This window comes from Phocaeicola faecicola, assembly GCF_013618865.1.
Taxonomy (GTDB): Bacteria; Bacteroidota; Bacteroidia; order Bacteroidales; family Bacteroidaceae; genus Phocaeicola; species Phocaeicola faecicola.
This window is the reverse complement of sequence record NZ_JABSOE010000064.1, coordinates 1-26,980: the sequence shown is the minus strand read 5'-3', so window position 1 is coordinate 26,980 and position 26,980 is coordinate 1. Positions and strand designations below refer to the sequence as shown.

At 49.4% G+C, this 26,980-nt stretch carries 22 protein-coding genes; 12 read left to right on the top strand and 10 right to left on the bottom strand.

Annotation, left to right across the window (positions count from 1 at the left end):
- Positions 1-238: 238 nt before the first annotated feature.
- Positions 239-943, bottom strand: coding sequence for a hypothetical protein (locus H3001_RS15320; RefSeq protein ID WP_181215387.1), 705 nt, complete (start codon positions 941-943; stop codon positions 239-241).
- A 62-nt stretch (positions 944-1,005) separates the two neighbouring features.
- The gene (locus H3001_RS15315; RefSeq protein WP_181215386.1) at positions 1,006-2,769 is read right to left on the bottom strand and encodes a gamma-glutamyl-gamma-aminobutyrate hydrolase family protein; all 1,764 of its coding nucleotides are present in this window, start codon (positions 2,767-2,769) and stop codon (positions 1,006-1,008) included.
- An 81-nt stretch (positions 2,770-2,850) separates the two neighbouring features.
- On the opposite strand from H3001_RS15315, the gene H3001_RS15310 reads away from it, so the two are divergent.
- Both H3001_RS15310 and buk read left to right on the top strand, forming a co-directional pair.
- The gene (locus H3001_RS15310) at positions 2,851-3,771 is read left to right on the top strand and encodes a phosphate acyltransferase (protein WP_178243974.1); all 921 of its coding nucleotides are present in this window, start codon (positions 2,851-2,853) and stop codon (positions 3,769-3,771) included.
- A 4-nt stretch (positions 3,772-3,775) separates the two neighbouring features.
- Entirely contained in the window at positions 3,776-4,846 is a 1,071-nt protein-coding gene (gene buk / locus H3001_RS15305) for a butyrate kinase (RefSeq protein WP_178243976.1), read from the top strand.
- Here buk and H3001_RS15300 read toward each other — a convergent pair.
- A complete protein-coding gene (locus tag H3001_RS15300; RefSeq protein ID WP_181215385.1) occupies positions 4,843-5,448 on the bottom strand; it encodes a lysine exporter LysO family protein in 606 nt (201 codons plus the stop codon). The two genes, buk and H3001_RS15300, sit on opposite strands and share 4 nt — an antisense overlap.
- Positions 5,445-5,723: a LysO family transporter gene (locus H3001_RS15295; protein WP_178243980.1), complete on the bottom strand. Its 279-nt coding sequence runs from the start codon at positions 5,721-5,723 to the stop codon at positions 5,445-5,447. Before H3001_RS15295 ends, H3001_RS15300 begins: the two co-directional genes overlap by 4 nt.
- 152 nt (positions 5,724-5,875) lie before the next feature.
- Between H3001_RS15295 and H3001_RS15290 the strand changes: the two genes are divergently transcribed.
- From H3001_RS15290 to H3001_RS15245, 10 genes are all read left to right on the top strand, one after another.
- Positions 5,876-6,481: a ribonuclease HII gene (locus H3001_RS15290; protein WP_181215384.1), complete on the top strand. Its 606-nt coding sequence runs from the start codon at positions 5,876-5,878 to the stop codon at positions 6,479-6,481.
- A 313-nt stretch (positions 6,482-6,794) separates the two neighbouring features.
- Complete coding sequence (gene topA / locus H3001_RS15285; protein WP_181215383.1) at positions 6,795-9,128, top strand: type I DNA topoisomerase; 2,334 nt, start codon at positions 6,795-6,797, stop codon at positions 9,126-9,128.
- Entirely contained in the window at positions 9,125-9,655 is a 531-nt protein-coding gene (locus H3001_RS15280) for a shikimate kinase (protein WP_178243986.1), read from the top strand. The genes topA and H3001_RS15280 overlap by 4 nt, the downstream gene beginning before the upstream one ends.
- A 49-nt stretch (positions 9,656-9,704) precedes the next feature.
- Positions 9,705-11,597, top strand: coding sequence for a biosynthetic arginine decarboxylase (gene speA / locus H3001_RS15275; protein ID WP_178243988.1), 1,893 nt, complete (start codon positions 9,705-9,707; stop codon positions 11,595-11,597).
- 1 nt (position 11,598) lies between these two features.
- Positions 11,599-12,372, top strand: coding sequence for an acetylglutamate kinase (gene argB / locus H3001_RS15270; RefSeq protein WP_178244008.1), 774 nt, complete (start codon positions 11,599-11,601; stop codon positions 12,370-12,372).
- A gap of 64 nt (positions 12,373-12,436) precedes the next feature.
- Positions 12,437-12,946 carry an RNA polymerase sigma factor gene (locus H3001_RS15265; RefSeq protein WP_178244010.1) on the top strand — a complete coding sequence of 170 codons (510 nt, stop codon included), beginning with the start codon at positions 12,437-12,439 and terminating at the stop codon, positions 12,944-12,946.
- Complete coding sequence (locus H3001_RS15260; RefSeq protein WP_178243990.1) at positions 12,936-13,415, top strand: hypothetical protein; 480 nt, start codon at positions 12,936-12,938, stop codon at positions 13,413-13,415. The genes H3001_RS15265 and H3001_RS15260 overlap by 11 nt, the downstream gene beginning before the upstream one ends.
- A 153-nt stretch (positions 13,416-13,568) precedes the next feature.
- Complete coding sequence (locus tag H3001_RS15255; RefSeq protein ID WP_181215382.1) at positions 13,569-14,273, top strand: M48 family metallopeptidase; 705 nt, start codon at positions 13,569-13,571, stop codon at positions 14,271-14,273.
- Between the two features lie 155 nt (positions 14,274-14,428).
- On the top strand, positions 14,429-14,998 hold the full coding sequence (locus H3001_RS15250) for a hypothetical protein (RefSeq protein ID WP_178243994.1): 570 nt from the start codon (positions 14,429-14,431) through the stop codon (positions 14,996-14,998).
- Between the two features lie 2 nt (positions 14,999-15,000).
- Positions 15,001-16,104 carry a serine/threonine protein kinase gene (locus H3001_RS15245; RefSeq protein WP_178243996.1) on the top strand — a complete coding sequence of 368 codons (1,104 nt, stop codon included), beginning with the start codon at positions 15,001-15,003 and terminating at the stop codon, positions 16,102-16,104.
- A 3-nt stretch (positions 16,105-16,107) separates the two neighbouring features.
- Here the strand turns inward: H3001_RS15245 and H3001_RS15240 are convergent, their stop codons facing one another.
- The 6 genes from H3001_RS15240 to H3001_RS15215 all read right to left on the bottom strand — a co-directional run bounded on the left by H3001_RS15240 (position 16,108) and on the right by H3001_RS15215 (position 26,037).
- Positions 16,108-17,736: a leucine-rich repeat domain-containing protein gene (locus H3001_RS15240; RefSeq protein WP_181215381.1), complete on the bottom strand. Its 1,629-nt coding sequence runs from the start codon at positions 17,734-17,736 to the stop codon at positions 16,108-16,110.
- Positions 17,737-17,748: 12 nt separating this feature from the next.
- Positions 17,749-18,708, bottom strand: coding sequence for a hypothetical protein (locus H3001_RS15235; RefSeq protein ID WP_181215380.1), 960 nt, complete (start codon positions 18,706-18,708; stop codon positions 17,749-17,751).
- A gap of 77 nt (positions 18,709-18,785) precedes the next feature.
- A complete protein-coding gene (locus tag H3001_RS15230) occupies positions 18,786-20,486 on the bottom strand; it encodes a WG repeat-containing protein (protein ID WP_181215379.1) in 1,701 nt (566 codons plus the stop codon).
- 111 nt (positions 20,487-20,597) lie between these two features.
- Positions 20,598-21,479 (bottom strand): fimbrillin family protein, encoded by an 882-nt coding sequence (locus H3001_RS15225; RefSeq protein WP_181215378.1) that lies wholly within the window; start codon positions 21,477-21,479, stop codon positions 20,598-20,600.
- 23 nt (positions 21,480-21,502) lie between these two features.
- Positions 21,503-24,952, bottom strand: a complete 3,450-nt coding sequence (locus H3001_RS15220) for a fimbrillin family protein (protein ID WP_181215377.1) — start codon at positions 24,950-24,952, stop codon at positions 21,503-21,505.
- A 167-nt stretch (positions 24,953-25,119) separates the two neighbouring features.
- Positions 25,120-26,037, bottom strand: coding sequence for a fimbrillin family protein (locus tag H3001_RS15215; protein WP_178244006.1), 918 nt, complete (start codon positions 26,035-26,037; stop codon positions 25,120-25,122).
- Between the last annotated feature and the right edge of the window lie 943 nt (positions 26,038-26,980).

Below are 26,980 nucleotides of genomic sequence, written 5' to 3'. Positions count from 1 at the left end.
TCCAACTGATAGGATTATATGAAAAAACACAGAAAAAGGGCAATAGCAATGGCATATAAAGTGATTATACTCTATCGACTTTATATGCCACCTTACTTTTTAGGGACATTTACTGAATATCCCTAATAAATCTGGGTCGGCGGTTTGTATTTGACGTAAAAGCATACAAGCCAAGAAGATTAACTGACGATGAACCAGGGGCATCATAATGTGGATCTGGCCGTCATCGTTTTTGTTTTCAATAAAAACCAATTCCAGAAGATTGCATTTCAATATAGAAACGTTTAGGCGATTCGTTCTTTAGAGTATTGTAAGGTACTTCCTGGTAAGTATTGCAGCTTTTTACAATATTTTTTTCGATAATTCTTTTTGCTTTGAAATTTTCAATTCTTGAAACATAAAATGCCGGTGTCAGAGCCTTTGTTTGCTCTGCATTCATATTCTGTGAGTACAGTATGTGGTACCTGAAACTGATAGGGGTATCTGCAGCAGTAAAGTCTTCTCCATAAGATTTTGAGGGAAAATCTTTTTTCATGTCGCAAAACTGATATATATGGTCTAGCAGTTTTTTATCATTTATTACTACAGAAGAATGAGGTGCGACACAAATCGTAGCATTGCTTTTGTAGGTCTTTGTTTTTGTCCGAGAGACCCATACGGTTACATCTACGTTGTCAAACAATGATTTAGAATAGCCATTTAAGACGAAAGACGAGGAAGCAAGCGGTATATATAGATTTTCATCTGTTTTATTGTGAAATGTAAATGCTGCGTTCCCCAAATGCAGCCAAAAGTTAAAGGAGACGTAACAATCTTCATTCTCAACAATGTACTGGTTGTTTTGTTCTTTTAGATTTGATGTAACGTCATAAACTTGGTAATAATAAGAACCACATGATGACATGACTATGGTAGTAAATAGAAGAAATAGTAATTTTTTCATATTGTATTTATTTTATTTATCTGTTCAAAACTAAGTCAATGTTCGATAGAAGTGCTTGTCTTTTATCGAGCCGCACGTTGCACCTCTTCCATAACCCTCAGGAAATTGCCTCCCCAGATCATCTGGATTTCTTCTTCGCTGTAACGTTCGTGCAACAACCGGCGGGTGAAATTGATCATTTCCGAAGAGTCGTTGCAGCCGATGATGCCGCCATCGCCGTCGAAATCACTGCCGATACCTACATGCTCTATGCCGATGAGGTTGACCATGTGGTGAAGATGGTCGATGGCATCGCAGATGGTTGCCGGGCGGTCTGAGCGCAGGAAACCGCTATACAGGCAGACTTGTACGACACCTCCCTGGCGCGCAATGGCACGGAGCTGTTCGTCGGTCAGGTTGCGGGGATGGTCGCAGATTGCCCGTGCGGAAGAATGAGAGCATACCACCGGCTGGCGGCTGATTTCAAGCGTTTCATAGAAACTTCTTTCTCCGGCATGCGAGAGGTCGACCATCATTCCGGTGCGGTTCATTTCCCGGATGACTTCCTCTCCGAACGCAGTGACTCCTGTCTGTGCGTCGTTGTATCGTGCCGAACCACAGATATCGTTGTTGCCGTTGTGGCATAAGGTCATGTAGACGACTCCCCGTTTGCGGAAGCGGGCCACGTTGCTCAGGTCTTTTCCGATGGCATATCCGTTTTCAATACCCAGCATGATGGCTTTTTTCCCTGCCTGTTTCAGTCGGTACAGGTCGGAAGGCGTATAGGCAATGTCTACGGCCGTGCAGTTCATGGCCACCATCTTTTCAATCTCATTCAGTATCCGGTCGGCCTTTGCGGTGGCAGCCAGCAGAGCCTCGTCGGTCCGTTCCTTTTGTTCCAGATAAGCCACCATGATAGTGGCATCCTGTCTGCCTTCCGTCATTTTATGCAGGTCGACTTTGATTTTAGAGTCTCTTGATGCAAAGTTGATCTGCTGGTCAAAGAACATGGGAGTATCGCAATGGGTATCGAGGGTCAGTATCTTCCGGTGGAGTTCTTTGGCACTCCTGAAGGAAGTAGCTTCCTGAATGAGCCAGTGGAACAGCGGCATCATGTATTCGTCCTGATTGAGGATAAAGCACTCCGGATGCCATTGTACTCCCAGAATCGACTTATATTCGGTACTTTCTATGGCTTCGATGACGCCATCGGGGGCAACCGCCGAGACTTGCAGTCCGGGGGCGGCCTCCTTGACTGCCTGGTGGTGGAAGGAATTGACCGGTATCCGTGTCGTATTCAGGATGCGGGCAAGCAGGCTGTCGGGAGTAATCTGTATGTGGTGTGAGGCAAAGGCCCGGTCCATATCCTGGCTGTGCTTGAGTGTCGTCTCACTCCTTTGGGAATAGATGTCCTGATACAGGCTGCCTCCCAGTGCTAGATTCAGCATCTGCATACCCCGGCAAATACCCAGTATCGGAACCTGCCGGTTGACGGCAAGGCGGGTCAGCATCCATTCCTGACGGTCGCGGTAAGGATTGATTCCATGAAGTTCACGCACCGGCTCTTCTCCGAAAAACAAGGGATTGACGTCGGCTCCTCCGGTGAGCAGGATACCGTCTACCTGTTCCAGTGAATTAATCAGAATGTCATTGTTCTCACAGGGAGGAATGATTAAAGGAAGACCTCCTGCTTTCAGAATGGAAGTATAATAGCCGGGAGCCAGACTGAGGTTGCCTTCACTGAAATTTCCGGTAATACCGATTACCGGCATTTTCCGGTGATTGGGAAAGCGGTTGTGCAAGGTCTTGAATTCAGATTCAATATCGAATGTTTGAAACGTTTTCATAAGTTAAATATTACATAGAAACCCGGCAAATATATGTATTTATTCAGATTTATTTTTCATATTTGCTAAAAATCTGATAGTATGGAATTGATTAGAACGCTTACCCAATTGGTAAATACACTTCGTTCGCGTGGCATTCGTCGCAGGGTGGCTGTGGTTTGTCCCAATGATCCTCATACGGAATATGTTATTATACGCAGTTTGCGTGAAGAAATTGCTGAGTTTCTGCTGGTAACGGATTCGGCACATATGGAAATTGCCAATCATCTGCATGCGGCATCTCCCGATTTTGTGAAGGTATTCGAAGCTCCGGGACCGGATGAGGCTGCGGCGTTGGCGGTGGAACTGGTGCGTCGTGGGGAAGCGGATATCCTGATGAAGGGGCTTATCAATACCGATAATCTGCTGAGGGCCGTCCTGAAAAAAGAGACCGGCCTGCTTCCTCCGGGCGGAGTACTGAGCCATGTGGCGGTCGCCCAGATCCCTCTTTATCATAAATTGCTGTTCTTCTCGGATGCGGCGGTGATTCCTCGGCCTACCTTCGAACAGTATCGTGCAATGATCCGTTGCGATGCGGATCTGTGCCGAAAACTGGGGCATGATGAGCCCCGGATCGCACTGATTCACTGTTCCGAGAAAGTCAATGAGAAGTTTCCTCATACCCTCAGTTATGTGCAGTTGAAGGAAGCTGCCTCTCAGGGAGCCTTCGGTGAGGTGTTTATTGATGGTCCGATGGATGCCAAGACCGCCTGCGATGCGCATAGCGGACAGATAAAAGGACTGGCTTCTCCGGTGGTGGGAAATGCGGATATCATGATTTTTCCGAATATCGAATCGGCCAATACCTTCTATAAGACCTTGTCTTTGTTTGGCGATGCCAATATGGCCGGAATGCTGACAGGTACAATGGCGCCCGTGGTGGTTCCTTCGCGCAGTGATTCCGGAAACTCTAAGTTTTACAGTCTTGTGCTGGCCTGTCTGGCGGGGACACAAAACGATTGAATTTATGAAGATACTTGTAATTAACCCAGGGTCAACTTCTACCAAGTTGGCAGTTTATGAGAATGAAGTTCAGGTGTGGAGAGAGAGTATTTCTCATCCGGCAAAGGAACTGGCAGATTTCCATCATATTAATGAACAGTACGATTATCGCAGGACGCATGTGCAGGAAGCGCTGGAAAAGGCTGGCATGTGGCAGCAATTTGATGCGATTATTGCGAGAGGAGGACTGTTGAAGCCGACTCCGGGTGGGGTTTATCAGGTAGATGAGCGCATCAAGCATGATTTGTGGCATGCGGATATGGAGCATGCTTCCAATCTGGCGGCGCTGATTGCAGATGAGATTGCTTCAAAAATGGGTTGTCCCTGCTATCTGGCCGATCCGGTCGTGACGGATGAGCTGAGGGATATTGCCCGTATTACCGGAATTCCTGAAATTCCTCGTATCTCTATCTTTCATGCGTTGAACAGCCGTGCGGTGTCGCGTAGCTATGCGGCCCGTATCGGACGGAAATACGAAGAACTCGATCTGATTGTGGTTCACCTGGGGGGAGGCATTTCTGTCAGCGCACACCACTGGGGTAAGGTGGTGGATGTGAATAATGCACTGAACGGAGAAGGACCTTTCAGTCCGGAAAGAGCCGGTACGATTCCTGCCCGGCAGCTGGTGGATTTGTGTTTCAGCGGCAAATATACTTACCAGGAAATCCGTAAGCTGCTGAATGGAAAAGGAGGACTCCTTGCGCATCTGGGTACCACCGACGTTCCGACCATTGTACGTTGGGCACATGCCGGAAACAAGAAGCATCAGTTGGTACTGGAAGCCATGATTTATACGGTGGCCAAGCAGGTGGGAGCCATGCATGTAGCCTTGCATGGACAGACGGATGCGATAATTCTGACCGGAGGTATCGCCTATAATGCTTATTGCGTGGCTTTGCTGCGCGAATGGCTGGAAGGACTGGCGCCTATCGAAGTGATACCCGGAGAAGATGAGATGGGGGCTCTGGCCTCCAATGCGTTGGGCGTATTGAGAGGTGAACTTCCTCTGCAGGCTTATCACCCGAAAGACGACTAACTGAGCGAGCAGAAAAGGGTAACCAGAAAAGGCACACTGAAGTCGACGATGAATCCATGAAAGATGGATACAATGGCAAACTCTTGTCCGGAGGTGCGTACGATAATGGGCAAAGTGGTGTCCATGGTGGTGGCTCCTCCGGCAGATATCGGTGCCAGATTACCGAACCAGCGTACCAGGAGTGGGGCGCACAGAAGGGTCAGCAGTTCACGTATGATGTTGGACAGCAGGGCAATCGTGCCCAGTTCTGCTCCCCGGTATTCGGTGATGAATATGCTGGAGAGGGAATAATATCCAAATCCGGAACTGATTGCCAGGCAGTCGGTGAGGCTCCGGTGCGACAAAAGCAGACTGGCTACCAGTCCGCCGGCAAGGGTACCGAGAATGGTCATTAGGGGCAGGAAAGCCAGGCGGGGATTCAATGAACGGAATTTTATCAGTGTCTGAGGGTCGTTCCCGATGCTGATACCTACGCTGAACATCAGCGCGCAGAGTGCATAGAAACTGACATTACCGCTGGCAAATTCTGCGGCTTCGGGCATGAATTTTCCGAAAACGGTTCCTATCAGAAAGAAACCGATGATAATCAGACTACCTTTCATCTTTTACCTCCTTTCGGCTGATAGAGCATCCGCCACAATCCCCAGGCAGCCACGCAACTGCCTGCCAGACAGAAGAGTGTCAGTACCAGGGCTTCCGCTCCCAGTGTGTACAGATGATTCATGATTTGCGGATTGCCTCCCACTTCTATTCCCAGCAGAAAAAGCAGTATCCAGATTAATCCCGTAATGAGGTGTGATATATAGAATATGCGCCGTTTCCTGAAGATAAATCCCACGGCAATGCCCGTAAACATAATTCCAATGATAGTAAACATAGTGTAATAGGGGTGTAAAAATGAAACTTGGCGCAAAGATAAGGAGTTTTTGCACAAACCTGTCAATAACTTATTCATAAAAAGCGACTCCGGTTGGACGATAATCAGACTGAAAAAGCGTACCTTTGCATCCGTTTTTAAAATACGAAGAGATGTTATTGCCTTATTTGCATGAAAATGTCATTGAAGCAGGCTGTGATGAGGCCGGCCGTGGATGCCTGGCAGGAGCTGTATATGCAGCTGCCGTGGTCCTGCCGCCTGATTATAAGAATGACCTGCTGAATGACTCAAAACAGCTGACAGAATCGCAGCGATACGCGTTGCGTGAGGTCATTGAACGGGATGCGTGGGCATGGGCCGTGGGAGTGGTAGAGCCTCAGGAAATCGATAAGATCAATATCCTGAATGCTTCATTTTTAGCCATGCACCGGGCCGTAGACCAGTTGAAGATTCGTCCTCAGCACTTGCTGATTGACGGAAACCGCTTCAATCCTTATCCGGGCATACCGCATACGGTGGTGGTCAAGGGAGATGCCAAGTTCCTGTCGATTGCGGCTGCTTCCATATTGGCAAAAACGTATCGTGATGATTATATGAAGCGCTTGGATGCGGAATATCCTGTGTACGACTGGCGGAGCAACAAGGGGTATCCGACCAAAAAGCACCGGGCGGCAATTGCCTTGCATGGGGCAAGTCCTTATCATCGTGCTACCTTTAACTTGTTGGGCGATGGGCAGTTGTCCTTGGATTTTAAATAAATGGTATATCCAATGAAGGAAAGATATCAACAGGTTGTTAATAAAGGGTGATTTATTAACAACCTGTTGATATCTTTTTTTATTTGCCTCCATGAAAGGCGGCTGGCAAGGGCAAAAAAATGAAAACCAGGCAATCGTTTTTAAGCCGCCACGAAAGTCCGGCTGACGGTTTATTTTCCTTTGCCTGTAGGTATTTTCGTCACACATTTCGTAAAAAATGAAGAAAAAAAGTAGAAACATACCTTATTTATATGGTGTGATTCTCCTTTTTTCATACATTTGTGCAGAATCATTAAATGGAATACACAGAATTATGCAGAATAATCTAGTAATCGTTGAGTCTCCTGCAAAGGCGAAGACCATTGAGAAGTTCTTGGGGAAAGGCTATAAAGTGCTTTCCAGTTATGGTCATATCCGTGATTTACAGCAGAGGACATTCAGCATAGATATCAAGAACCATTTTACACCGATATATGAGGTTCCGGAAGATAAGAAGAAACTGGTTTCCGAACTGAAGAAAGAGGCGCATAAGGCAGATATGGTGTGGCTCGCATCCGATGAGGACCGCGAAGGAGAGGCTATATCGTGGCATTTGTTCGAGGTGCTGGAACTTGACCCGATGAAAACGAAACGTATTGTATTTCATGAAATTACCAAAACCGCAATCATGAAAGCCATCGAGCATCCGCGTGAAATCAACGTGGACCTGGTGAATGCGCAGCAGGCCCGCCGCGTGCTCGACCGTATTGTGGGTTTTGAACTTTCTCCGGTTCTGTGGAAGAAGATTAAACCTTCCTTGTCGGCCGGTCGTGTACAGTCGGTTGCAGTGCGTCTGATTGTGGAGCGCGAACGCGAAGTACATGCCTTTGTCAGTGAGGCGTCTTACAAGGTGATGGCTGTCTTCCAGGATGCTAAGGGCACCGAAATCAAGGCAGAGCTCAACCGGAAGTTCAAGACGCTTGAAGAGGCAAAGGCTTTCCTCGAGGCTTGCAAGGGAGCCAAGTTTACCATTGAAGACATTATGACCCGTCCGGCACGCAAGTCGCCGGCTGCCCCTTTTACGACGTCTACCTTACAGCAGGAAGCCGCCCGTAAACTGGGATATACAGTGGCTCAGACCATGATGATTGCCCAGCGGTTGTATGAAAACGGATTGATTACCTACATGCGTACCGACTCGGTGAACCTTTCAGAACTGGCACTGGCTGCGAGCCGTGAGACGATTCTGTCGCTGATGGGAGAAAAATATGTGTATACCCGCCATTTTACGACTAAGACAAAAGGAGCTCAGGAAGCGCACGAGGCCATCCGTCCGACATACATGTCGAATGAGACCATCGAAGGTACGGCACAGGAAAAGCGCCTGTACGATCTGATCTGGAAACGTACCCTGGCTTCTCAGATGGCAGATGCCGAACTGGAAAAGACAACGGCTACCATCGCCATCAGTGGTATGAAAGAGAACTTTGTCGCAGTAGGAGAAGTGGTGATCTTTGATGGTTTTCTGCGTGTATACAAGGAATCGTATGATGACGATGTAGAGCAGGAAGACGAAGGCCGCCTGTTGCCGGTACTGGAAAAAGGACAGGCACTTGATTCTGTAGAGATTACAGCGACAGAACGCTTTACCCAGGCTCCTCCCCGTTATACGGAAGCCAGTCTGGTCCGCAAGTTGGAAGAACTGGGCATCGGACGTCCGTCTACCTATGCTCCGACCATTTCTACCATCCAGCAGCGCGGATACGTGGAAAAAGGAAACCGCGAAGGTGTAAAGCGCGAATATAATATATTGCAGTTGAAAGGAGATAAGTTGACCGAAAGCGTACGTACCGAGGTTACCGGCAGTGAGAAATCCAAACTGCTGCCCACCGATGTCGGTATGGTGGTCAACGACTTCCTGAAAGAATATTTCCCTCAGATCATGGACTATAACTTTACCGCCAGTGTAGAGAAGCAGTTCGACGAGATTGCCGAGGGAGAAAAAGTCTGGACAGACGTCATGGCACAGTTCTATAAGGGATTCCATCCGCTGGTAGAAGAAACGGTGGCGTCCAAGATGGAACATAAGGTCGGTGAGCGTGTCCTGGGTACCGATCCGGCGAGCGGTAAACCGGTGTCTGTCAAGATCGGACGCTACGGTCCGGTAGCTCAGATCGGAGGAGCCGATGATGAGGAGAAGCCCCGTTTTGCCCAGCTGACCAAAGAATATTCCATCGAGACTATCACTCTGGAAGAAGCATTGGGCCTGTTCCGCCTGCCCCGTACCTTGGGTGAACTCGAAGGACAGACGGTGACCGTAGGTACCGGACGTTTCGGACCGTACGTGCATTATGGAAAGATGTATGTATCCATTCCCAAGTCGATGGATCCGCTGGCCATTTCACTGGAAGAAGCAGTGGCACTGATCCGCGAAAAGGAAGATGCAGCTGCCAAGAAAGTGATCCGCGTATTTGAGGAAGAACCGGACCTGCAGATCTTGAACGGCCGTTACGGACCTTATATTTCGTATAAGAAGAACAATTATAAGATTCCGTCGAACGTGGAACCCGCCGACCTGAACCTGGAGACTTGCTTCAAGGTAATCAAGTTGCAGCAGGAAAAGAGCGAGACACGCAAGGCGCGTACAACAGCGAAGAAAAAGGCATGATGCGGATTTTTTTAATCGGATTCATGGGCTCGGGAAAGACCACTTTGGGAAAAGCCTTTGCCCGGGCCATGCAGCTCCAGTTTATTGATCTGGACTGGTATATCGAGGAGCGTTTTCACAAAACCGTGCAGGAACTGTTTGCCGAACGCGGTGAGGAAGGCTTCCGTGAAATTGAAAGACGGATGCTTCACGAGGTGGGAGAGTTCGAGGATGTGATCATTGCTGCCGGAGGAGGAACCCCCTGTTTCTTCGACAACATACAGTATATGAATCGTGTCGGAAAGACCGTATTTCTGGATGTCGTGCCCGAAGTCCTGTTCCGCCGCCTGAAGATTGCGAAAAGCAAACGCCCGTTGCTGGCCGGAAAAGACGATGCCGAACTGATGTCGTTCATCCTTTCGGCCCTCGAGAAGCGGAAGGCATTTTATGAACAGGCCGATTACCGCTTCGATGCCCAGTTCCTGGAAAGCCGGGAACAGATAGCCGACTCAGTAGCGGCAATGAAGAATTTGTTGGATAAAGAATAAGTAAACTACTCAGATAAAATAGTATAAACGTAGAATTTTATGTTGTGAAATGAGAAAATGGCGTATTGAAGATTCTGAAGAACTCTACAACATTACGGGGTGGGGTGTTTCGTACTTTGGTATTAACGACAAAGGTCATGTGGTAGTTACTCCGCGTAAAGATGGGGTAGCGGTCGATTTGAAGGAATTGGTAGATGAGCTGCAGTTGAGGGATGTCACGGCTCCTATGCTGGTGCGTTTCCCGGATATCCTGGATAATCGGATCGAGAAAATATCGAACTGTTTCGTACAGGCTGCAGAAGAGTATGGCTATAAGGCCCAGAACTTTATCATTTATCCTATCAAGGTCAATCAGATGCGCCCGGTGGTAGAAGAGATCATCAGTCACGGAAAGAAGTTCAATCTGGGACTGGAGGCTGGCTCAAAACCGGAACTGCATGCAGTCATCGCTATTAATACGGATTCTGATTCTTTGATTATATGTAACGGATACAAGGACGAGAGTTACATCGAACTGGCCCTGCTGGCCCAGAAAATGGGTAAGCGGATTTTCCTGGTAGTCGAGAAGTTGAACGAACTGAAGCTGATTGCCCGGATTGCCAAGCAGTTGAACGTGCGTCCCAACATCGGTATCCGCATCAAACTTGCCTCTTCGGGAAGTGGAAAATGGGAAGAAAGCGGAGGCGATGCCAGCAAGTTCGGACTGACTTCCAGTGAATTGCTGGAAGCGCTCGATTTTATCGAAAAGAAAGAAATGAAAGATTGCCTGAAACTGATTCATTTCCATATCGGTAGTCAGGTAACCAAGATACGGAGAATCAAGACTGCCTTGCGTGAGGCTTCGCAGTTTTATGTACAGCTGCATCAGCTGGGCTTCCCGGTTGAGTTTGTCGATATCGGTGGCGGTCTGGGAGTGGACTATGACGGTACCCGTTCGTCATACAGCGAAAGCAGTGTGAACTATTCTATCCAGGAGTATGTAAACGACTCTATCTCCATCATGGTCGATGCCAGCAACAAGAACGGCATTCCTCATCCGAACATCATTACCGAGAGCGGACGTTCGCTGACGGCTCACCATTCGGTGCTGATTTTTGAGGTCCTCGAAACGGCTTCGCTTCCCGAAATGGACGAAGACTTTGAGGTGAGTGCCGAAGATCACGAACTGGTACAGGAGTTGTATCAGATCTGGGACAACCTGAACCAGAGCCGGATGCTGGAGGCTTGGCACGATGCACAGCAGATCCGTGAGGAAACCCTCGACTTGTTCAGTCACGGTATCGTCGACCTGAAGACACGTGCACAGATTGAACGTCTGTACTGGTCGGTATGCCGTGAAATCAACCGGATGGCTTCGGGACTGAAGCACGCTCCCGATGAATTCCGTAACCTGGACAAACTGTTGGCAGATAAGTATTTCTGTAACTTCTCGCTGTTCCAGTCCTTGCCGGACTCTTGGGCCATCGACCAGATTTTCCCGATCATGCCGATACAGCGTCTCGACGAGAAACCCGACCGTACGGCTACGCTGCAGGATATCACCTGCGACTCCGACGGAAAGATTGCCAACTTCGTGTCTACCCGCAATGTCTCGCACGATTTGCCGGTGCATACCGTGAAGTCCAAGGAGTCGTATTACATCGGTGTATTCCTGGTGGGTGCTTATCAGGAAATCCTGGGTGATATGCACAACCTGTTCGGAGATACCAACGCCATCCATGTCAGCGTGAACGAGAAGGGTTATTCCATCGATCAGATCATCGACGGAGAGACGGTGGCCGAGGTACTGGATTACGTACAGTATAATCCGAAGAAACTGGTGCGCACGCTGGAGACTTGGGTAACCAAATCGGTGAAGGAAGGACGTATCTCACTGGAAGAAGGTAAGGAGTTCCTGGCCAATTACCGGTCTGGATTGTATGGATATACTTATTTGGAGTAAGATGAAAGAGAAACTGACTGTCATAAAGGTAGGTGGAAAAATCGTAGAGGAGGCAGATACACTGAATCAGCTGCTGACTGATTTTTCCCGGGTTGAAGGATATAAGGTGCTGGTACACGGAGGAGGACGTTCGGCTACGAAGATGGCTGCCCGGCTGGGGATTGAAAGCCAGATGGTGAACGGACGCCGGATTACGGATGCCGAGACACTGAAAGTGGTGACCATGGTCTACGGGGGACTGGTGAACAAGAACATTGTGGCCGGTCTTCAGGCGCGTGGGGTGAATGCCGTGGGACTGACCGGGGCGGATATGAACGTGATTCTGTCGGTCAAGCGTCCGGTGAAGGACATCGACTACGGATTTGTGGGCGACGTGAAGCAGGTTAATGCCGAAGCACTGGTTTCACTGATCAGTCACGGTGTGGTACCGGTAATGGCTCCTTTGACTCACGATGGCGAAGGCAATATGCTGAATACGAATGCAGATACCATTGCGGGAGAGACTGCCAAGGCTTTGGCGGAGGCTTTCGATGTGACGCTGGTATATTGCTTCGAGAAGAAAGGGGTGCTGCGCGATGAGAACGACGACGACAGCGTGATTCCGGTCATTACTCCGGAGCTGTTCCGCGAGTATGTGGCGCAGGGAGTCATTCAGGGAGGCATGATTCCGAAGCTGGAAAATTCTTTTTCAGCAGTCGAAGCAGGGGTTTCCCAGGTGGTAATTACCTCATCTTCAGCCATTGATGGCAATGCAGGAACCGTGATAAAAAAATAATTGAAAAAAATAGGCGGGTGAGTGTAACTTTTGGTATACTCACCCGTCATTATTTATGAGAGCGATGCAAAAGATCAGTTTTCGAAACGATATACTGCCTCTGAAGGACAAACTTTTCAGATTGGCTTTGTGCATTACGCGCAACCGGGAGGAGGCGGAGGATATTGTGCAGGATACTATGCTGAGGGTCTGGAATCGCCGGGAAGAATGGAACGTGTGGGAGACGGTAGAGGGATTCTGCCTGACCATATGCCGGAACCTGGCCATTGACCGCAGTCAGAAGATGGATGCACGGCACGTGGAGCTGACTCCTGAGGTGACCGAGCTGCCGGATATGGCTGCCCCGGACAAACTCATGGAGCGGGACGAGCGTCTCGGACTCTTGCATCGGCTTATAGCGGAATTGCCTGAAAAGCAGCGGACCATTCTGCAGCTCCGGGATGTGGAGGGAAAGAGCTACAAGGAAATAGCCGAAATCCTGCAACTGACGGAGGAGGTGGTGAAGGTCAATCTTTTCCGGGCACGCCAGCGGATTAAATTGAAGTATAACGAAATTGATACCTATGGATTATAAGTATATCGAACAGTTATTGGAAAAGTATTGGAACTGCGAGACCTCGTTGCAGGAGGAGCAGATATTGAGGGCTTTTTTCAGCCAGGAAGACATTCCGGTACATTTACTTCGGTATAAGTCTCTGTTTACGTATCAGCAGGTTATGCAGGAAGTCGGGTTGGGAAAGGACTTCGACGAACGTTTGCTGGCTCAGGTAGAGCGCCCTGTGGTAAAGGCACGGAGCCTGACTTTCCGGGCCAGGGTAATGCCTCTTTTCAAAGCCGCCGCAGTGATGGCTTTTCTGTTTACTATCGGTAGTCTGGTGAAACAGTCGGTCGATGGGGAGATGGCAGAAGGAATGGAGGTACCGGGACAGGAGCAGACGACTACCGATCCTCAGGTGGCTTATCAGCCCGATTCGGTAAAGAATCTGGTGGATGTGGCGGAGAAGGCCACTGCCATTGATGCAGGAAATCACATTAGGAAATAACATTTTCATTTGCTTTTTATATAATAGTTAGTACTTGTAGATACAAAAAGAGGCTGTGAAGTTTCAATTCTCTCTAATTTGAATAACTAACTTAATAATAGAAAAAGATTACCGCGAGAGCAGTAATCTTTTTTTTATGCCTATTTTTGCAGCATGGCAAAGAAACAGATTATTCCTGATAAAGATTTCGGCAGAATTGTGCTGACTACCCGCCGTACGGCGCGTAATATTTCCATGCGTCCCAAGGCAGACGGACTGTATGTCACGACTCCTCCGTACGTGAACATCGGCCCGGTGCTGAAGGCCATCGAGCCTTACCGCAAGCGTCTGCTGGCAAGTTTTTCGGAGATTACTCCCCAGCAGTTCACCCCCGATTATACCCTTCAGTCGGAATGTTTCCGGCTCTGGCTGGCTCCTTCTCCCCTGAAGCAGTTTACGGTCCGTTCGTCGGAGGAGGGGGTATGTATCTGCTATCCCGAGCAGGCCGATTTCTCGTCGGCCAGGGTGCAGACCTTGTTGCGCAGTGCCGTAGAGAGGGCCTTGAAGAAGAAGGCCCAGGAATATTTGCCTCCTCTTATTCATTACTGGGCTCAGGAAACGGGACTTTCTTTCCGTCAGCTGAAGATTTCGAAGGCTCGCTCGCGCTGGGGAAGCTGTTCTTCTTCCCGCGACATCAGTCTGTCGTATTATCTGATGCTGCTCCCTGCTCACCTGATGGATTATGTCATTCTGCACGAGCTCGCCCATACCCGTGAGATGAATCACGGACCGGAGTTCTGGCGGCTGCTGGATTCGCTTACCGACCACCGCGCCAAGGCATTGAGGAAGGAATTGCAGACTTATCGGTCGGTATTCTGAACAAAGCGTCAATCTGCTTTCCGAATCCTTTTCCCAAAGGTAGGTTGGTTGCAATTTTTTTAGTAATTTTGTCCGACAACAGGGAATCGGCTGACCTGCAGGATATGCAGCTCAGTGGCATATATGTGGATATATAGTAAAAACGCAGACTGACAATGAATGTACTCAAACCGGAAATCGTAGAATTGATCAATACTGTAGAAGAGAAGTATGGTAAGAAACTGGATACGACCAACGACTTCGAGGCGTTTTCATCGTTTCTTTACATGCAGATAAAAGAGAACATTTCCACTTCTACGCTCAAGCGTTTGTGGGGATACGTGAATTATCCGCATTATCCGCGCAAGGCGACCCTCGATGTGCTTTCCCGGTTTGTGAATTTCGATGACTATAAGTCGTTCTGCAGTCATCTGAAACTGAGCAGTGTGTACAATTCTTCTTTTTTCTCGTCCGACCAGCTGCTGGTCAAGAACCTCAAGGAAGGCATGCAGGTGGAAATCGGATGGGCTCCCAACCGCTATTTACGTTTGCTTTATAAGGGAGATCTGATGTTCGAGGTCATCGAGGCACAGAACTCCAAGCTTCATGAGGGCGACTGTTTCGAGACTACGTCTTTCATGATCGGTCATCCGCTTACGCTGCCCTATATCCTTCGCAACGGCGAGCGTACCCAGCCTTTTATCGCAGGGCGGAACAGCGGACTTACTTTATTAAATGTATTGTAATTATGGAAAATCTGAGTTCAGGATTTATTGATACGGAAATCAGTAAGGAGGATGCGTTCAGCGGAGTGGCTCCCATCTATACGTCGGTATCGGGATATACCTGCCTGTATGTAGGGGTGCGCTACGGCAAGAAACATATCCTCAAGACACTTTCTCCTTCCTACCGGTCGGAGAAGTTTTACGAACAGGCCTTGCGCAAGGAGTTTGCCATCGGTTATCAGCTGGAACATCCCCATATCGCCCATACGATGGGTTGGGAGGTGGTCGACGGCATCGGACCGTGCATCATCATGGAGTATGTCGACGGAGAGACGCTGCGCGATTTCATGGCTAAGGGACGGCTTACTGAGGAACTGGCACGGAAGATTATCGGAGAACTCTGCAATGCCCTGCAGTATCTGCATACCAAGCAGGTGATTCACCGCGACCTGAAGCCGGAGAACATCATGATTACGCACAACGGAAACAATGTCAAGCTGATTGACTTCAGTCTTTCCGACTGCGACGATTATACCCTGCTGAAGTTGCCCGCCGGTACCCGCTATTACATGGCCCCGGAAACCCTGCTGCCCGATACCAAGGCCGATTTAAGGGCCGACATCTATTCCCTGGGAATCATCATCGGCGAAATGGCCTCCCTGTTGAAAAGCCGTCACCTGGCGGCAGTTTCCCGCAAGTGTACGCGGCAGGCGAGGGAGAAACGTTATGCTTCTGACATGGCTGTGTTCAGGGCCGTCTGGCAGAAACCCTGGCAACTGCCCCTGCGCTGGGTGGCAGTGATTGCCGTTGTAATGTTGCTGGGAGTGGGCGGGTGGAGCCTGCTGCAGTCGCGCCGTTCGTTCCAGACACCTCATTATTTCCCCGTATATGGTAATGTAGTAGAAGATGAGGCCTGCCGGAGAATCCTGACCGATGAGGCCCGGCGGCTGAAACTCGACGGTGCCGTACTGACTGCCTCCGACAGTATCCGGGTGATGCAGCAGATATCCCGTCAGTTGGACCGCACCTTCCCCCAGGCAGCGATGCAGCGCACCACGGCTTATCAGGGAATGATGCAGTACTGGCAAAATGAAGTTGCCAAGCTGTCCGCTACCGGCAAGTCGTAAGCCTTATTCCGGACAGGGCAGAATCTGTAAGAACTTTTTCCACGTATTGTGATATTTGTACCGGCTCAGTGAGGCAGCCGGTACGTACAGAATGCATTGCTCGAACAGCGACTCATTGTATCCAAAGGCATTTGTGCTGCAGAACGGAGGTTCTTCGGCATACACGTAGAGTTCCTTCACGGGGCAATGGGCAATCCAGTAATCGCCGACATACTGTGTACTCTTTCCCAGACAGACCTTTCTCAGTTGTTTGCATTCCTGCAGCACGCCCTTGCGGATGTGAGTCAGTCCCTGCGGGAAAGTGACTTCCTCCAGAGCCGAACTCGCAAAGGCACTTATGCCGACCTCGGTGACCGATTCGGGAATGGTTACCCGTTTTACCTTACACCCTTTCAGTGCAAAACTCCGGATGGAATCCAGTTGTTCCGACAGAATCAGTTCTTCGGAATCCTTGCCTTGCGGATACCATACCAGTTCCCTTCCACTCTTGTTGTAAAGCAGTCCGTCCAACGTCTTGTAATACCCGTTTGTAGGAGTAATGTAGATTTCCTTCAGGTTTGGACACTCATCCGAGGCAGTTATCTCCTTCAGTTCAAACGGAAGAACCAGCCTTTCCAGTGTCGATGCCGAACCGAACGCGCCGTTTTCCACATAGACAGCCCCCTGAGGAAGAGTCTGTTCACGCAGGTACGGCAGGTTGCCGAACATGCCGTAGCCGATGGTATCATTGGCAGTGAAACGGCTGCCCGAATAATTCACCCCTCCGCTGACAATCCGCGAATCTCCCAGATTAAGTACCTCGATTTTCCCCGGAGTATGCTCTCCGGTCACTGTCGTGCCGCTCATCTCGCGCAGGAAACGTACGTCGTCACCGTTCAGCGGGGCTGCAATGCGCAAGGTGGTATAGGCATATTTCTCTTTCTCGTGAATCAGCTTGGGCAGACTTCCCGGCTGGAGGTAACTGATGGCGTTGCTGGTGCTGAACTGCAGGGGCTCACTGCAGGTGCGTCCCAGACTGTTGGTGGCAAATCCCTGGATGTGATAGGCCGTCAGCGGTTCCAGGTCGGGCAGGTGAAGGGTAAACGTACCGCTTGCCTCGTCCCATTCCGCTTCCGATTCCCGGTTTTCTCCCTCTCCTTCTTTTCCCCACAGATAACCGTATTCGGTGATGGCCTCACCACCGTCATCGGTCAGCGGACACGACAGGATGACGCTCATCGGAGTCTGTCCGACGATGCTTACCGCACCGACGGTCGGCAGGGCATTGGGATCCGTCTGAAACTGCAGCACCTCACTCTGTGTGGCCTGATGTCCGTTCCCGGCTTCCAGACAGAAATAATACGTCGTTCCCGGCTGCAGATTCAGTTGTACCTGCGGTGCCTCCCACGTCTCGCACGCTATCCGTTCACTCATGTCCGGAGTATTTCCATAGCGGAATTCGCATTCGCTCACCGTGCCGCTTCCCTGTGCTTCCACTTTTCCTGTCAGCACGGCAGCCGTGCGGGTAATCTGTTGTGCCGGCTCCACGCTTACCCGGGGAGCCAGCGATTCGGGTACCGGTTTTTCCACACAACCGGTGATTCCTGCAGCCAGCAGGAAGAATCCTATGACGAGTCGTAATTGAATACTCATGTGCAACCTCATTTAAAAAAACATTCCCAATCCCAGATTGGCATTCCATTTGCTTCCCTTGTGCGTCTGTACGCCTCCGCTGATAGCCCATTGCTGCAGCCGCCAGCAGATACCGGCTTCTGCTGCCCATCCCGATGTGCTGTAGGCCCGGTTCTCATACCGCTTGGCATCGGTTGTCTCCCAGGTTACCTGGTGCTTGCCGTAGCCTACGCCCTCATACACATACAGCGATTTCAGTATCCGGTGAATCCCTCCTGCCAGTATCAGCTGGTGTGAGGTCCGGGTATTTCCGGTGTAATAGGGCAGGTAGTTTTCCTGCGGCAGATAGCCGTCGGCTTCGCAGATACCGTCCGTACCTCCCGAAGGAAAACTGAAATTGCTTTCTCCATACAGGTAGAACCCGTGCCGCTTCAGGGCAGCCAGGCGGATACCCGGTACCAGCAGGTCTTTTCCGGCAGTGGCGTTCACCGAAACCAGAAATTCCCAAGGCAGGGGAGTGCGCAGCGACTGCTGCGGCAGCCCTTTGAGGGGGGAAGTGCGCTGGGCGTGTGCGCGGAGCGGAATCCGGTGTACCTCGGTGCGCTGCACCAGCATGCTCTGCAGGATATAGGGAGAAGACAATACCAGTTCATAGGTCATGCGCGATTCCAGCGGACTGGAGAAGGCATAGTCGCGCAGCACTCCCCATTGCGGATGGCGGATGGTGATGCGGCGGCTGTCGTTGGGCACATACAACCAGATTTCTCCGACTTCCTGCTGGCGCTTGATGATGCCGAGAGGGGTGGAGAAGGTAAAATCAGCCGCTCCGACCACCTTGATCAGGGCACAGGCCTCCCCATTCAGGTCGCGCAACGGATTCATGAAAGCGGTAATGTCGTTAGGCAGTGGGCGGAAGCGTCTTATCGCAAACTCCTGTGCCATACAAGCAACGGAAAGGCAGAGCAACAGTCCGCATAAATAAAAGGTTCTCATATTCAGAAATTAAATATACTGATGTCTATAATGTCTTTCTCGGGCAGTGGCGTCTGGTTGTCCAGCATGCTGGGCTGTCAGGTGCGTACGTGTATCTTCGGAGTTTCCGCATCGCGGAAGTCCCAAAGCAGGAAGAGGTATCCGTCGTCGGAATAGAGGCTGGAGCGGTAGGCCTGTCGCAGACTGACGCCGTAGATTCCCTCTACCGACGGATGGCGTGCAATGTGAAAATCGCTGAATTTCAGTTCGATGTGCCGGTTGCTCCGGAACACTGCCCCCAGTCTTTCCAGATAGTCTTTCTTGCTTTTGACCGAGTAGACCACCTGTGCATTGCTCAGGTACCGGGCTTCTTCCGAGGGCAGGGTATGGATTACCTTTCCCACGATGATGAGGGCCTTGTCACTGAATACCTGTGAGATGAACTCCATGTCTTTGGTGTTGTAGGCCATCCTCAGCCGCTCTACATAGTCGAGTATCACCTCCCGGCGTGTCGCATCCCTTTCCTCCAGTCTGCCGGAAAGTATTTTCTGTATTTCCGGGTAGAAAGGACTCGACTTGGCGGCTTTTCTCCAGTCGGTTTCGTGCACCTCTTTATGAGGGGCACCTTCCTTTTCCGGAGCATCCGTCGGCCGGCCTGCTGTCGTGGGCTGCTTCTCTCCCTCTGCCGCTTCTGTCGCAACGGCCAGTTCCTCACTGCCGCCGTTCTCGGCGCAGCGGATAAAGACCTCCACCTCTTCCCCCCGTGCATACGGATCCTGGATCAGACTGTCAGTTGCCTGGAGAGCCGTCTCCCACTGGTAGAAGAGCGGTTTGTTGCGATAGCTGTTCTCAGAGACCAACCGGTGGGAGAAGTCGCAAATGCTCCATTCTCCTTTTTGGCAGAGGGCGATCCGGTTGTCTCCGATAATTTCCGCCCCGTCGTACTGGGGAGGAATGATGAAACGTCCGCTTTTATCGATGGCTCCGTATCCCTCCTGAGTGCGGCAGACAGCGGCGCCATAGGAAAAGCGGAAAGCGTCGGTTATGCTTTCCGGGAGTTGAAAGACTTCTTCTCCCAGTTCGTTCAAATAAGTAATCCGTCCGTTCTGCAGGGAGCGGCACTTCAGCAGTCCGTCGCTGTAGCGGGTGTCGAAACTGCTCTGCGACTGTTGCAGGGCGAAGAGTTGGCGTCCGCGGGTATCAATCACCTGAAATCCCAGCTTTCCCTCTCCGTTGGCCTGTGCCACCAGTGCTTTACCTTCGTAGAAATCTCCGGCATAGTCATATACCGCAGGAATGCACAGTTTTCCCTCGCAGTTTACATAGCCGAACTTGCCGCTCTGTGTACCTACCAGGGCCCTTCCTTCCCGGAAGTTGTGTGCCAGTACAATCCCGTCCTCTCCCTCAGCTTCCAGGGTAGCCCGGGTATCCCCGTTCCTGTCAATCAGCAGGATAGGGGTATACGCTTCCTCCTGTGCCGGTGCCGTTTCCTCGCGGAAGTAGCCGATTCTCAGAAAATGCCGGGACGAGACCGGCTGCAGCGGACTGTCTGCGTCGTACAACTGGTACCGTCCGCTGCTGTCGGCCGCATAAAACCGTCGGGAAATGACTGCCGATGGAGGGGTAGGGAAGGTTCCTGAAGGAACCACCGTTTCTCCGTTGGCCCGGATCAGTCCCCATCCGTTCCCTTGCCGGTACGGCAGGGCCTCTGCCTGCCCTTCGGGCGAGTGTTGACACCCTCCCAGCAGTATCAGTCCGCCGGCAATCAGGCATATGATTATGGATAACTTTCGAATCATAGTCTCTACTTGGTTTTTCTTCTCTCTTACTCTATTCTCTCTTCTCTCTTGTATTATCTTCACTCTCTTACATTATTCTTGTACTCCTTCCGGGGCTGCCTTTCGCGCTTCTTAGCCCCAGTCTTCTATCTCACCACCGATTTCAATCTTCACCTGTTCCGGGTTTTTCGAAAGAATCAGGGTGACGTTGTGGCAGATACCCTGCTTGAAGACAAAGGTACTTTCCATCAGGTAAGACACCCCTTCGGTAACCACTTCCAGCAGCGGAAGACGGTTGAGCAGCCGTTGCGGAACGAGAATGGCCCCATAGGTATGGTTGCCTTCATCGCGGGCAATGACGGTACGGGCGGATGCATACTGGTTTCGTGTGGGGATGCCCACTGCCAGGTCGATGGTAGCCTCGGTCACCGTATTGTGGATATACAGCGTGACGTCATTAGGCAACTCTCCTTCATAATCTTCCCCCGCTACCAGCCGTACCTTCAGACGGCTCATGCAGTGGCGGAACGGGAGGGTGACTGCCCCTTCGGATGCCTGTGCGTTCTTTTTCCCGGCCCACAGAAAGTCGCTTGCCGCATATCCTTCCTTCCGCTGGTCGGTGGCTACGGCAAAGGGATAATCGTCCACCGAACTTACCCGCTGGATATAGGGAAAATATGCATATACGTCATAGCTGCGGTTGTCCCAGTAGATAGGAGACTCTCCCTGCCATTCCCCCGTACGGTAAGTCAGCGAGGCATTGTTGACATAATTACCGCTTTGCTCCAGCTCCTCTCCGGCTTCGGTGAGAAACACTCCAATCCGGTCATTTTCCTCGAAAGCGGTGGCTGTGGCACGTGAGGCACCCGGATGAACGGCCCGGAACACCATTTCGTTCTCATTGTGTATGGGCTTTTCCGGAAGCGGCTCTGTGGTTCCCGTACCTGTACAACCGGCCAGGGCAATTCCCATCAGTAGGATTCCCCACCGGCTCTGTGATATGATCTGTTTCATTCCCATCTGTCTTAATGTTTAGGTTAGTGTCTGATGTGTCTGGTTGCGGATCCTCCTGCTTTCGGACTTCCCCGGTGAATTACCGGAGGCTGATGCGAGGCAGACGGTTGACCGCTGCATTCTCCCCAGCTCCAGTTGCGGCTGTAGCTGTTCACGGCTCCCAGCTTATCGTTGGCAACGAACTCCTCGAAGGAGAACGTTTCTCCGGCATATTCCTTGATGCGCCGTACGATGGCTTCCCGGCTGATGGTGCTGAAATAAGGAATGTTATTGTTCATGCAGCTGGTCTGTTCGGAGCGGTAGACCCCTCGGGTATGCATGTAGCCTCCCTCAAACACGTCCACTATTCCACTGTACTTATTATGGTTAATCAGGTGTGCCCAGGGCACTTCATGCACCTTGGCCGTAAGTGAGAGGTTAGCGTACCAGCCCAGCGCCTGTGCATCTCTGATTTCATTGCTGATGTTCCCGCAAATCGGACACTGGGTGATGAATGCATTGTGATAGAGGTATTCATCTCCGAGTTTACCGAACCCGTGTCCGCCTGCCTCGTGCTGTACGATTCCCCTTGAGTCATACGGGTAAGCCTGTGTGCTCTTGGGGCAGATGGATATGGCCGATCCGTCATTCCACATTTGCGTGATTCCTCCGTAGCTGGTGGTATTGGGAGTCAGTACAATCAGGGTCTGTTTCAGGCGTTCGCTGTCCATCCCCGGAATGCGCCGTACATAGTCGAAGACTGCATCGGTATTGCACTTCAGTCCGCTTTCTCCTGTAAATGTGGTTTCAAACTTCGTATCCCGGAGGCGGTTGACCGATCCGACTCCCTCTTCCTGAGAAAGGGGAATGGCAGTATAGACCGTGAAATAATCGCGGTAGGTAGCATAGGGTTCCACTCCGAAGAAATCCTTTACCTGCTGTTTCATGTCATCCAGGTAAGTCCCTTTGCTGATTGCTTCCGCATCGTATCCGTCACCGATAAAGACCAGATTGACTCCTTTTCCCTTTGAAGCCTGCTGCAGGGTAATGATTTCATCTTCTTCATATTCATAGTTATATTGAGATACGCTGCAGGTAGTGGTATAATATTTGTCTTTCAGTTTGAAGATGATGTCTCCCTTTCTGACATCTTCTCCTCCTTGCGGACGTTCGTGTACGGTAAGGGTCAGTTCGGTTTCCTTAGATCCGCTCATCGGGCTCAGGCTGCACCAGTAGGGCAGACTCAGTACCTCCCAGTCGCCTTCTGCATCCAGCACAAATTTTTGCGTATGCTCCTTGTTGAGCGTCTTGACTGCAGACGGTTGGCAAATCAGTTCATGATGAACCCCAATCTGTTTGAACTCACTCCATCCGGGAGCTGTCTGATAGGCTGCTAGAGCCAGTTCAGGAACTTCGATTTTACATGTTGCAGGAATACCGGCTAAAGCCATACCCTGTACGATTGGAGGAGTCAGACTTTCACAAGTGATAATAGAAACATTTGAACAAGAAAAGAAGGCATTAGACTGAAGATTTTCGACAGACTGAGGCAACTTGATTTCTTGTATGCTTGAGCATGAATAAAATGCATTGGAAGAAATTGTGGTAATCTGAGAGGGAATTTGAAGTGTTCCACTAATTTTACTACATTCTGCAAATGCATTTTGATTAATTATTGAAAGTTTATCGGGAAGCACCAAAGTTCCGGAAAAATTGTTTCCTTTAAAAGCATTGCTACCAATAACCACTAAGTTTTTCGGAAGAATAAGTTCCCCTTGAAATTTTGTATAGTAAAAAGCATTTTCTTCAATTTCAGTAATGCCATCGTGTAAAATAAGTTGTCCATTTAAGTTGCTGCATCCTCTGAATACTTCTTTAGGTATTATTTTTATATTTTGGGGAATACTAATAGAACCAGTCAGACCACTACATTCTCTAAATGCACTCGATCCTAAATATTTTAATGTGCTAGGTAGAATGAGTGTACCTGATAGATTCTTATTTCTTGAAAAAGCCCCTATACCGATATATTCTAACTGTGAAGGTAAATTTAATTCTCCTGAGAAGTTACATTCAGAGAATGCATTGGATCCAATTTTTTTAAGAGTTGAAGGAAGTTGCAGGGTCCCATTTAAAGAGGAGCATGAACTGAATGCAGCTTCGTCAATCATTTCTACTCCTTCAGGAATAATTAAACTACCTGTTAGGTTTGTACCTGCAAACCCTCTGATGACTTTTAATGTGTCCGGAAATATTAATTTTAGCAGACTTTGTTTACTCCCCATTGCATCACTTGGAATCTCATCCTCATTATACACACTCCCCTCATTTTCCCATTTCTTGATTCTCACCTCCTTCAGGTTCAGAGCCTGCAGGCGAGTCATTTGAAATCTCATGAAACCAAAATCCCGCTTATCGATTTTACCCGTAAGCTTCAGGTTCTGCACCTCCGCATAATTCTTGTTTGTCCGTTTCAGGCATGCATCCAGCGTCCCCGGTTCTTCTACATGAATCACGATATATTCCTTCATTTCCGATTCGTGCGAAGCCAGGTCAGCCTCCCAGTCTGCAATCTCTTCACCTGTCAGTTTGAACTCATAGTCCCCGCTGTCCGATTTCTTATTGACTGTAATGGTAAAACGATGCATTTTTCCCGGAGTATAAGAAAAGTCAACCTCTTTCTTAAAAATATAAGGAGTCTTTCCTACGGTAATGTCAAACAATTCCTTTCCGGCCTTTACCGTCTGAGGAACAACGATGGCACGGAATTCCCCGTCACGGCAGAAGGGAAGGGTACCGGTAGTCTCGGCTTCCCCCATAGGAGTCACCTTTCCGGTAGCCAGGTCGATTTGTGCACGTCGTGTGGTATTTTGTACCAGGACAGACTTCTCCAGACCGTTCCATTCATCCTCCGTGAAACCGTCTCCCATCTTCAAGGTAATTAGTGCATTACTCATCTGATGACGCAGCGGCAGACGGATAACCTTATCGGTCGGAGCTACACGCTCAACCTTTCCCCACAGAAAATCGCTGGCTTCATAGCCCCCCATTACACGGCCGTCCGTCGGTTTCGACTGGTCTTTTTTTACCTCAAAAGAATGCGAGCGCACCTCTTCCGGACTGCTGAAAGGATAATAGCCGTAAATATCTACCGGAGTCTTGCTGTCTTTCCAGTAGATATCCACGGCAGAAGTCCATTTATTTTCCTCCGCATGATAAGTATGTTGTACGTTGGTGGCACGGTTGCCGTAATTCTGCAGCTCCCCGGGTTCTCCACCTACATAATCTACGATATACACCCCCATGATGTCTCCGTCGGCAAAACCGTTGTCGTTTACCCGGCTCAGGTAAAGCTGGTCGACTTCACTTTCGAGTAATATTTTTCCCGGGCCCCTGTCTCTGCCCTTTTCTTCCGGATTTTCATCCCGGCAGGCACCGAGAATACCTAACAGTAAAAAAGATATGAAATAGCTGATCAGTAAATTCCCTCTCATGTGTTTCTTTCGTTTTTTTGTCATTGCTCAGATTTCTCTCCTGTCCAGATTCTTTTCCGCTTCTGCTCCCTGTCAGTATGCAGCATCGGTCAGCGTGTTGAATCTTATTGGTTTTTGTGATTTTTCCGAATCGGTCGGAACCGCTCGGAAATCGGTATCCCGACCGTTTACATGGCTACGCCTCCGTTGTCCGTACCGTCATCTTCCCAGGGGTTAACTCCCACATTCACACCGTTTCCGCTCTTGTTGACCGTAACTGTAAACCGGTGAATCTTTCCGCCTGTAAACGTGAAATTCTTATTCAGGAAATAATCTTGTCCGTTGATGTTTACCGTAATCAGGCTACCGTTGGTAGTGCTTTGCGGCAACACCAGCAGTCGGTAATCTTCCTGTCCTTGATAGGGAGTCATGTCTTTGGCCTCTCCCGTGAGTGTAATCTCTCCATTCGCCAGATTAAGGCTCCCTTCTGTCTTCAGTGAATTGATTTTCAGACTGATTTGGGCGGCTTTCAGTTCTTCCTCGGTAAATCCGTTACCGGCTTTCAGGTAGATAATCATCTGACTGCATACGTGATTCGTCATGATGTTTACCGCCTGTTGGGTAGGTGTCACGTCAAGGGTCTTTCCGTAAGTGAAATCGCTCGATTGGAAATTCTCCAGACTCGACTGGTCGGCAGCTACGCGCAAGGTAAATGCCGTGGCATCGGTAAGCGAGGCACTGTACGGATAATAGACATAGAAGTCGGCATGTGTGGTCTGATCCTGCCAATAGATAGGCTGGTCGGGAACCCACTGGTTGGAATTATCCAGCACAAATCGCATATTGTCTACGTAATTCCCCGTCGGAAGCAATGCGTTCCCCTCTGTATTTTTCCGGTGAGCCACATACAGTCCGATGGCATCGTTTTCTTCAAATCCGCTGTCGTTCAGACGCGATGCAGATGCGCTGGTTACATTCAGTGTAATGGGAAATTTTTCTTCCGGATCAGTAGTAGGAGCGGTCGGTTCCGTATCCGATATAGAGTGAGAACAGGAAGTGAATATTCCTATCGTTCCAATAATGCCTAGTATTGCTAATTTCTTCATAATTTTCCAATTTCCAGCAAATTTCAACTTTTTTTTTAAAACTATCAAGTTCAATTAAGTTCATTTTACTAATTAGGTGGCAAGAAACAGTACTTATTTAATTGAACAGGCGTAAGAGGCTGGTGGGGAGGGGGAAATATCTTTTTCTCAGTGCATTGGATAAAGAAAATTATGCATGTTTCTGAAGCCGGTTGTTCATTGGAGTTTGAGGATACGTTGATAGGTATCTTGTTTTTATTGTGCTTTTCGTGTAGGGAGACTATAGGAAGTGTCGGGCTCATGAGGACGCTTTGGCAATCCATAAAGGTATATTGGGGAATCAATATAGATGGATTTTTAAATACATAAAGGTGTTTGGTTGAAAAGCTGGCGGTCTTTTTTCAAAAGTAGGCGATGTTCCCCGAAAAGGTGGCGGTCTTTTCACAGATCCTTCATTTTGCGTGGAAAAAAACATAAAGGGATTTTTCCTTTTCTGTGGTGTTTCTTTTTCCGGAAGAACGTTTTTATGAGGCAAGCGGACATTGTCTGGAGATGAAATTCTGCATTATATTGCAGGATTTTTGGCCCTGATCTTGGGTTGGAACGATTTAAAGTTTCGGATGTTCTTCTCTTTTTCTGGTCTTTGGGAATGTTGAAAACTCCGTTTTACCCCTTTTTCGCATCACTTCAGGATGATTCTGTCTTTCTGTCATCGGCTGTTTTCCGTATTTTTTCCTGGCATTTTCCGGTTCTCTCTGTTATAATATATATAATAATGTGTACCGGATTTCTCCCTTCAGGGTTTCCTTGAAAAAATGCATCTAGTAACGCGCTGTCTTACAACGTATTTTAACCAAAGTGTGAAAAAAGTCAGAAAAAAAGTGTGCGTGATACTTGCAGAACCGGAAAAAGTGCGTACCTTTGCAACCGCTTTCGAGAGGGAAAGACGTTAGAAACAGTGACA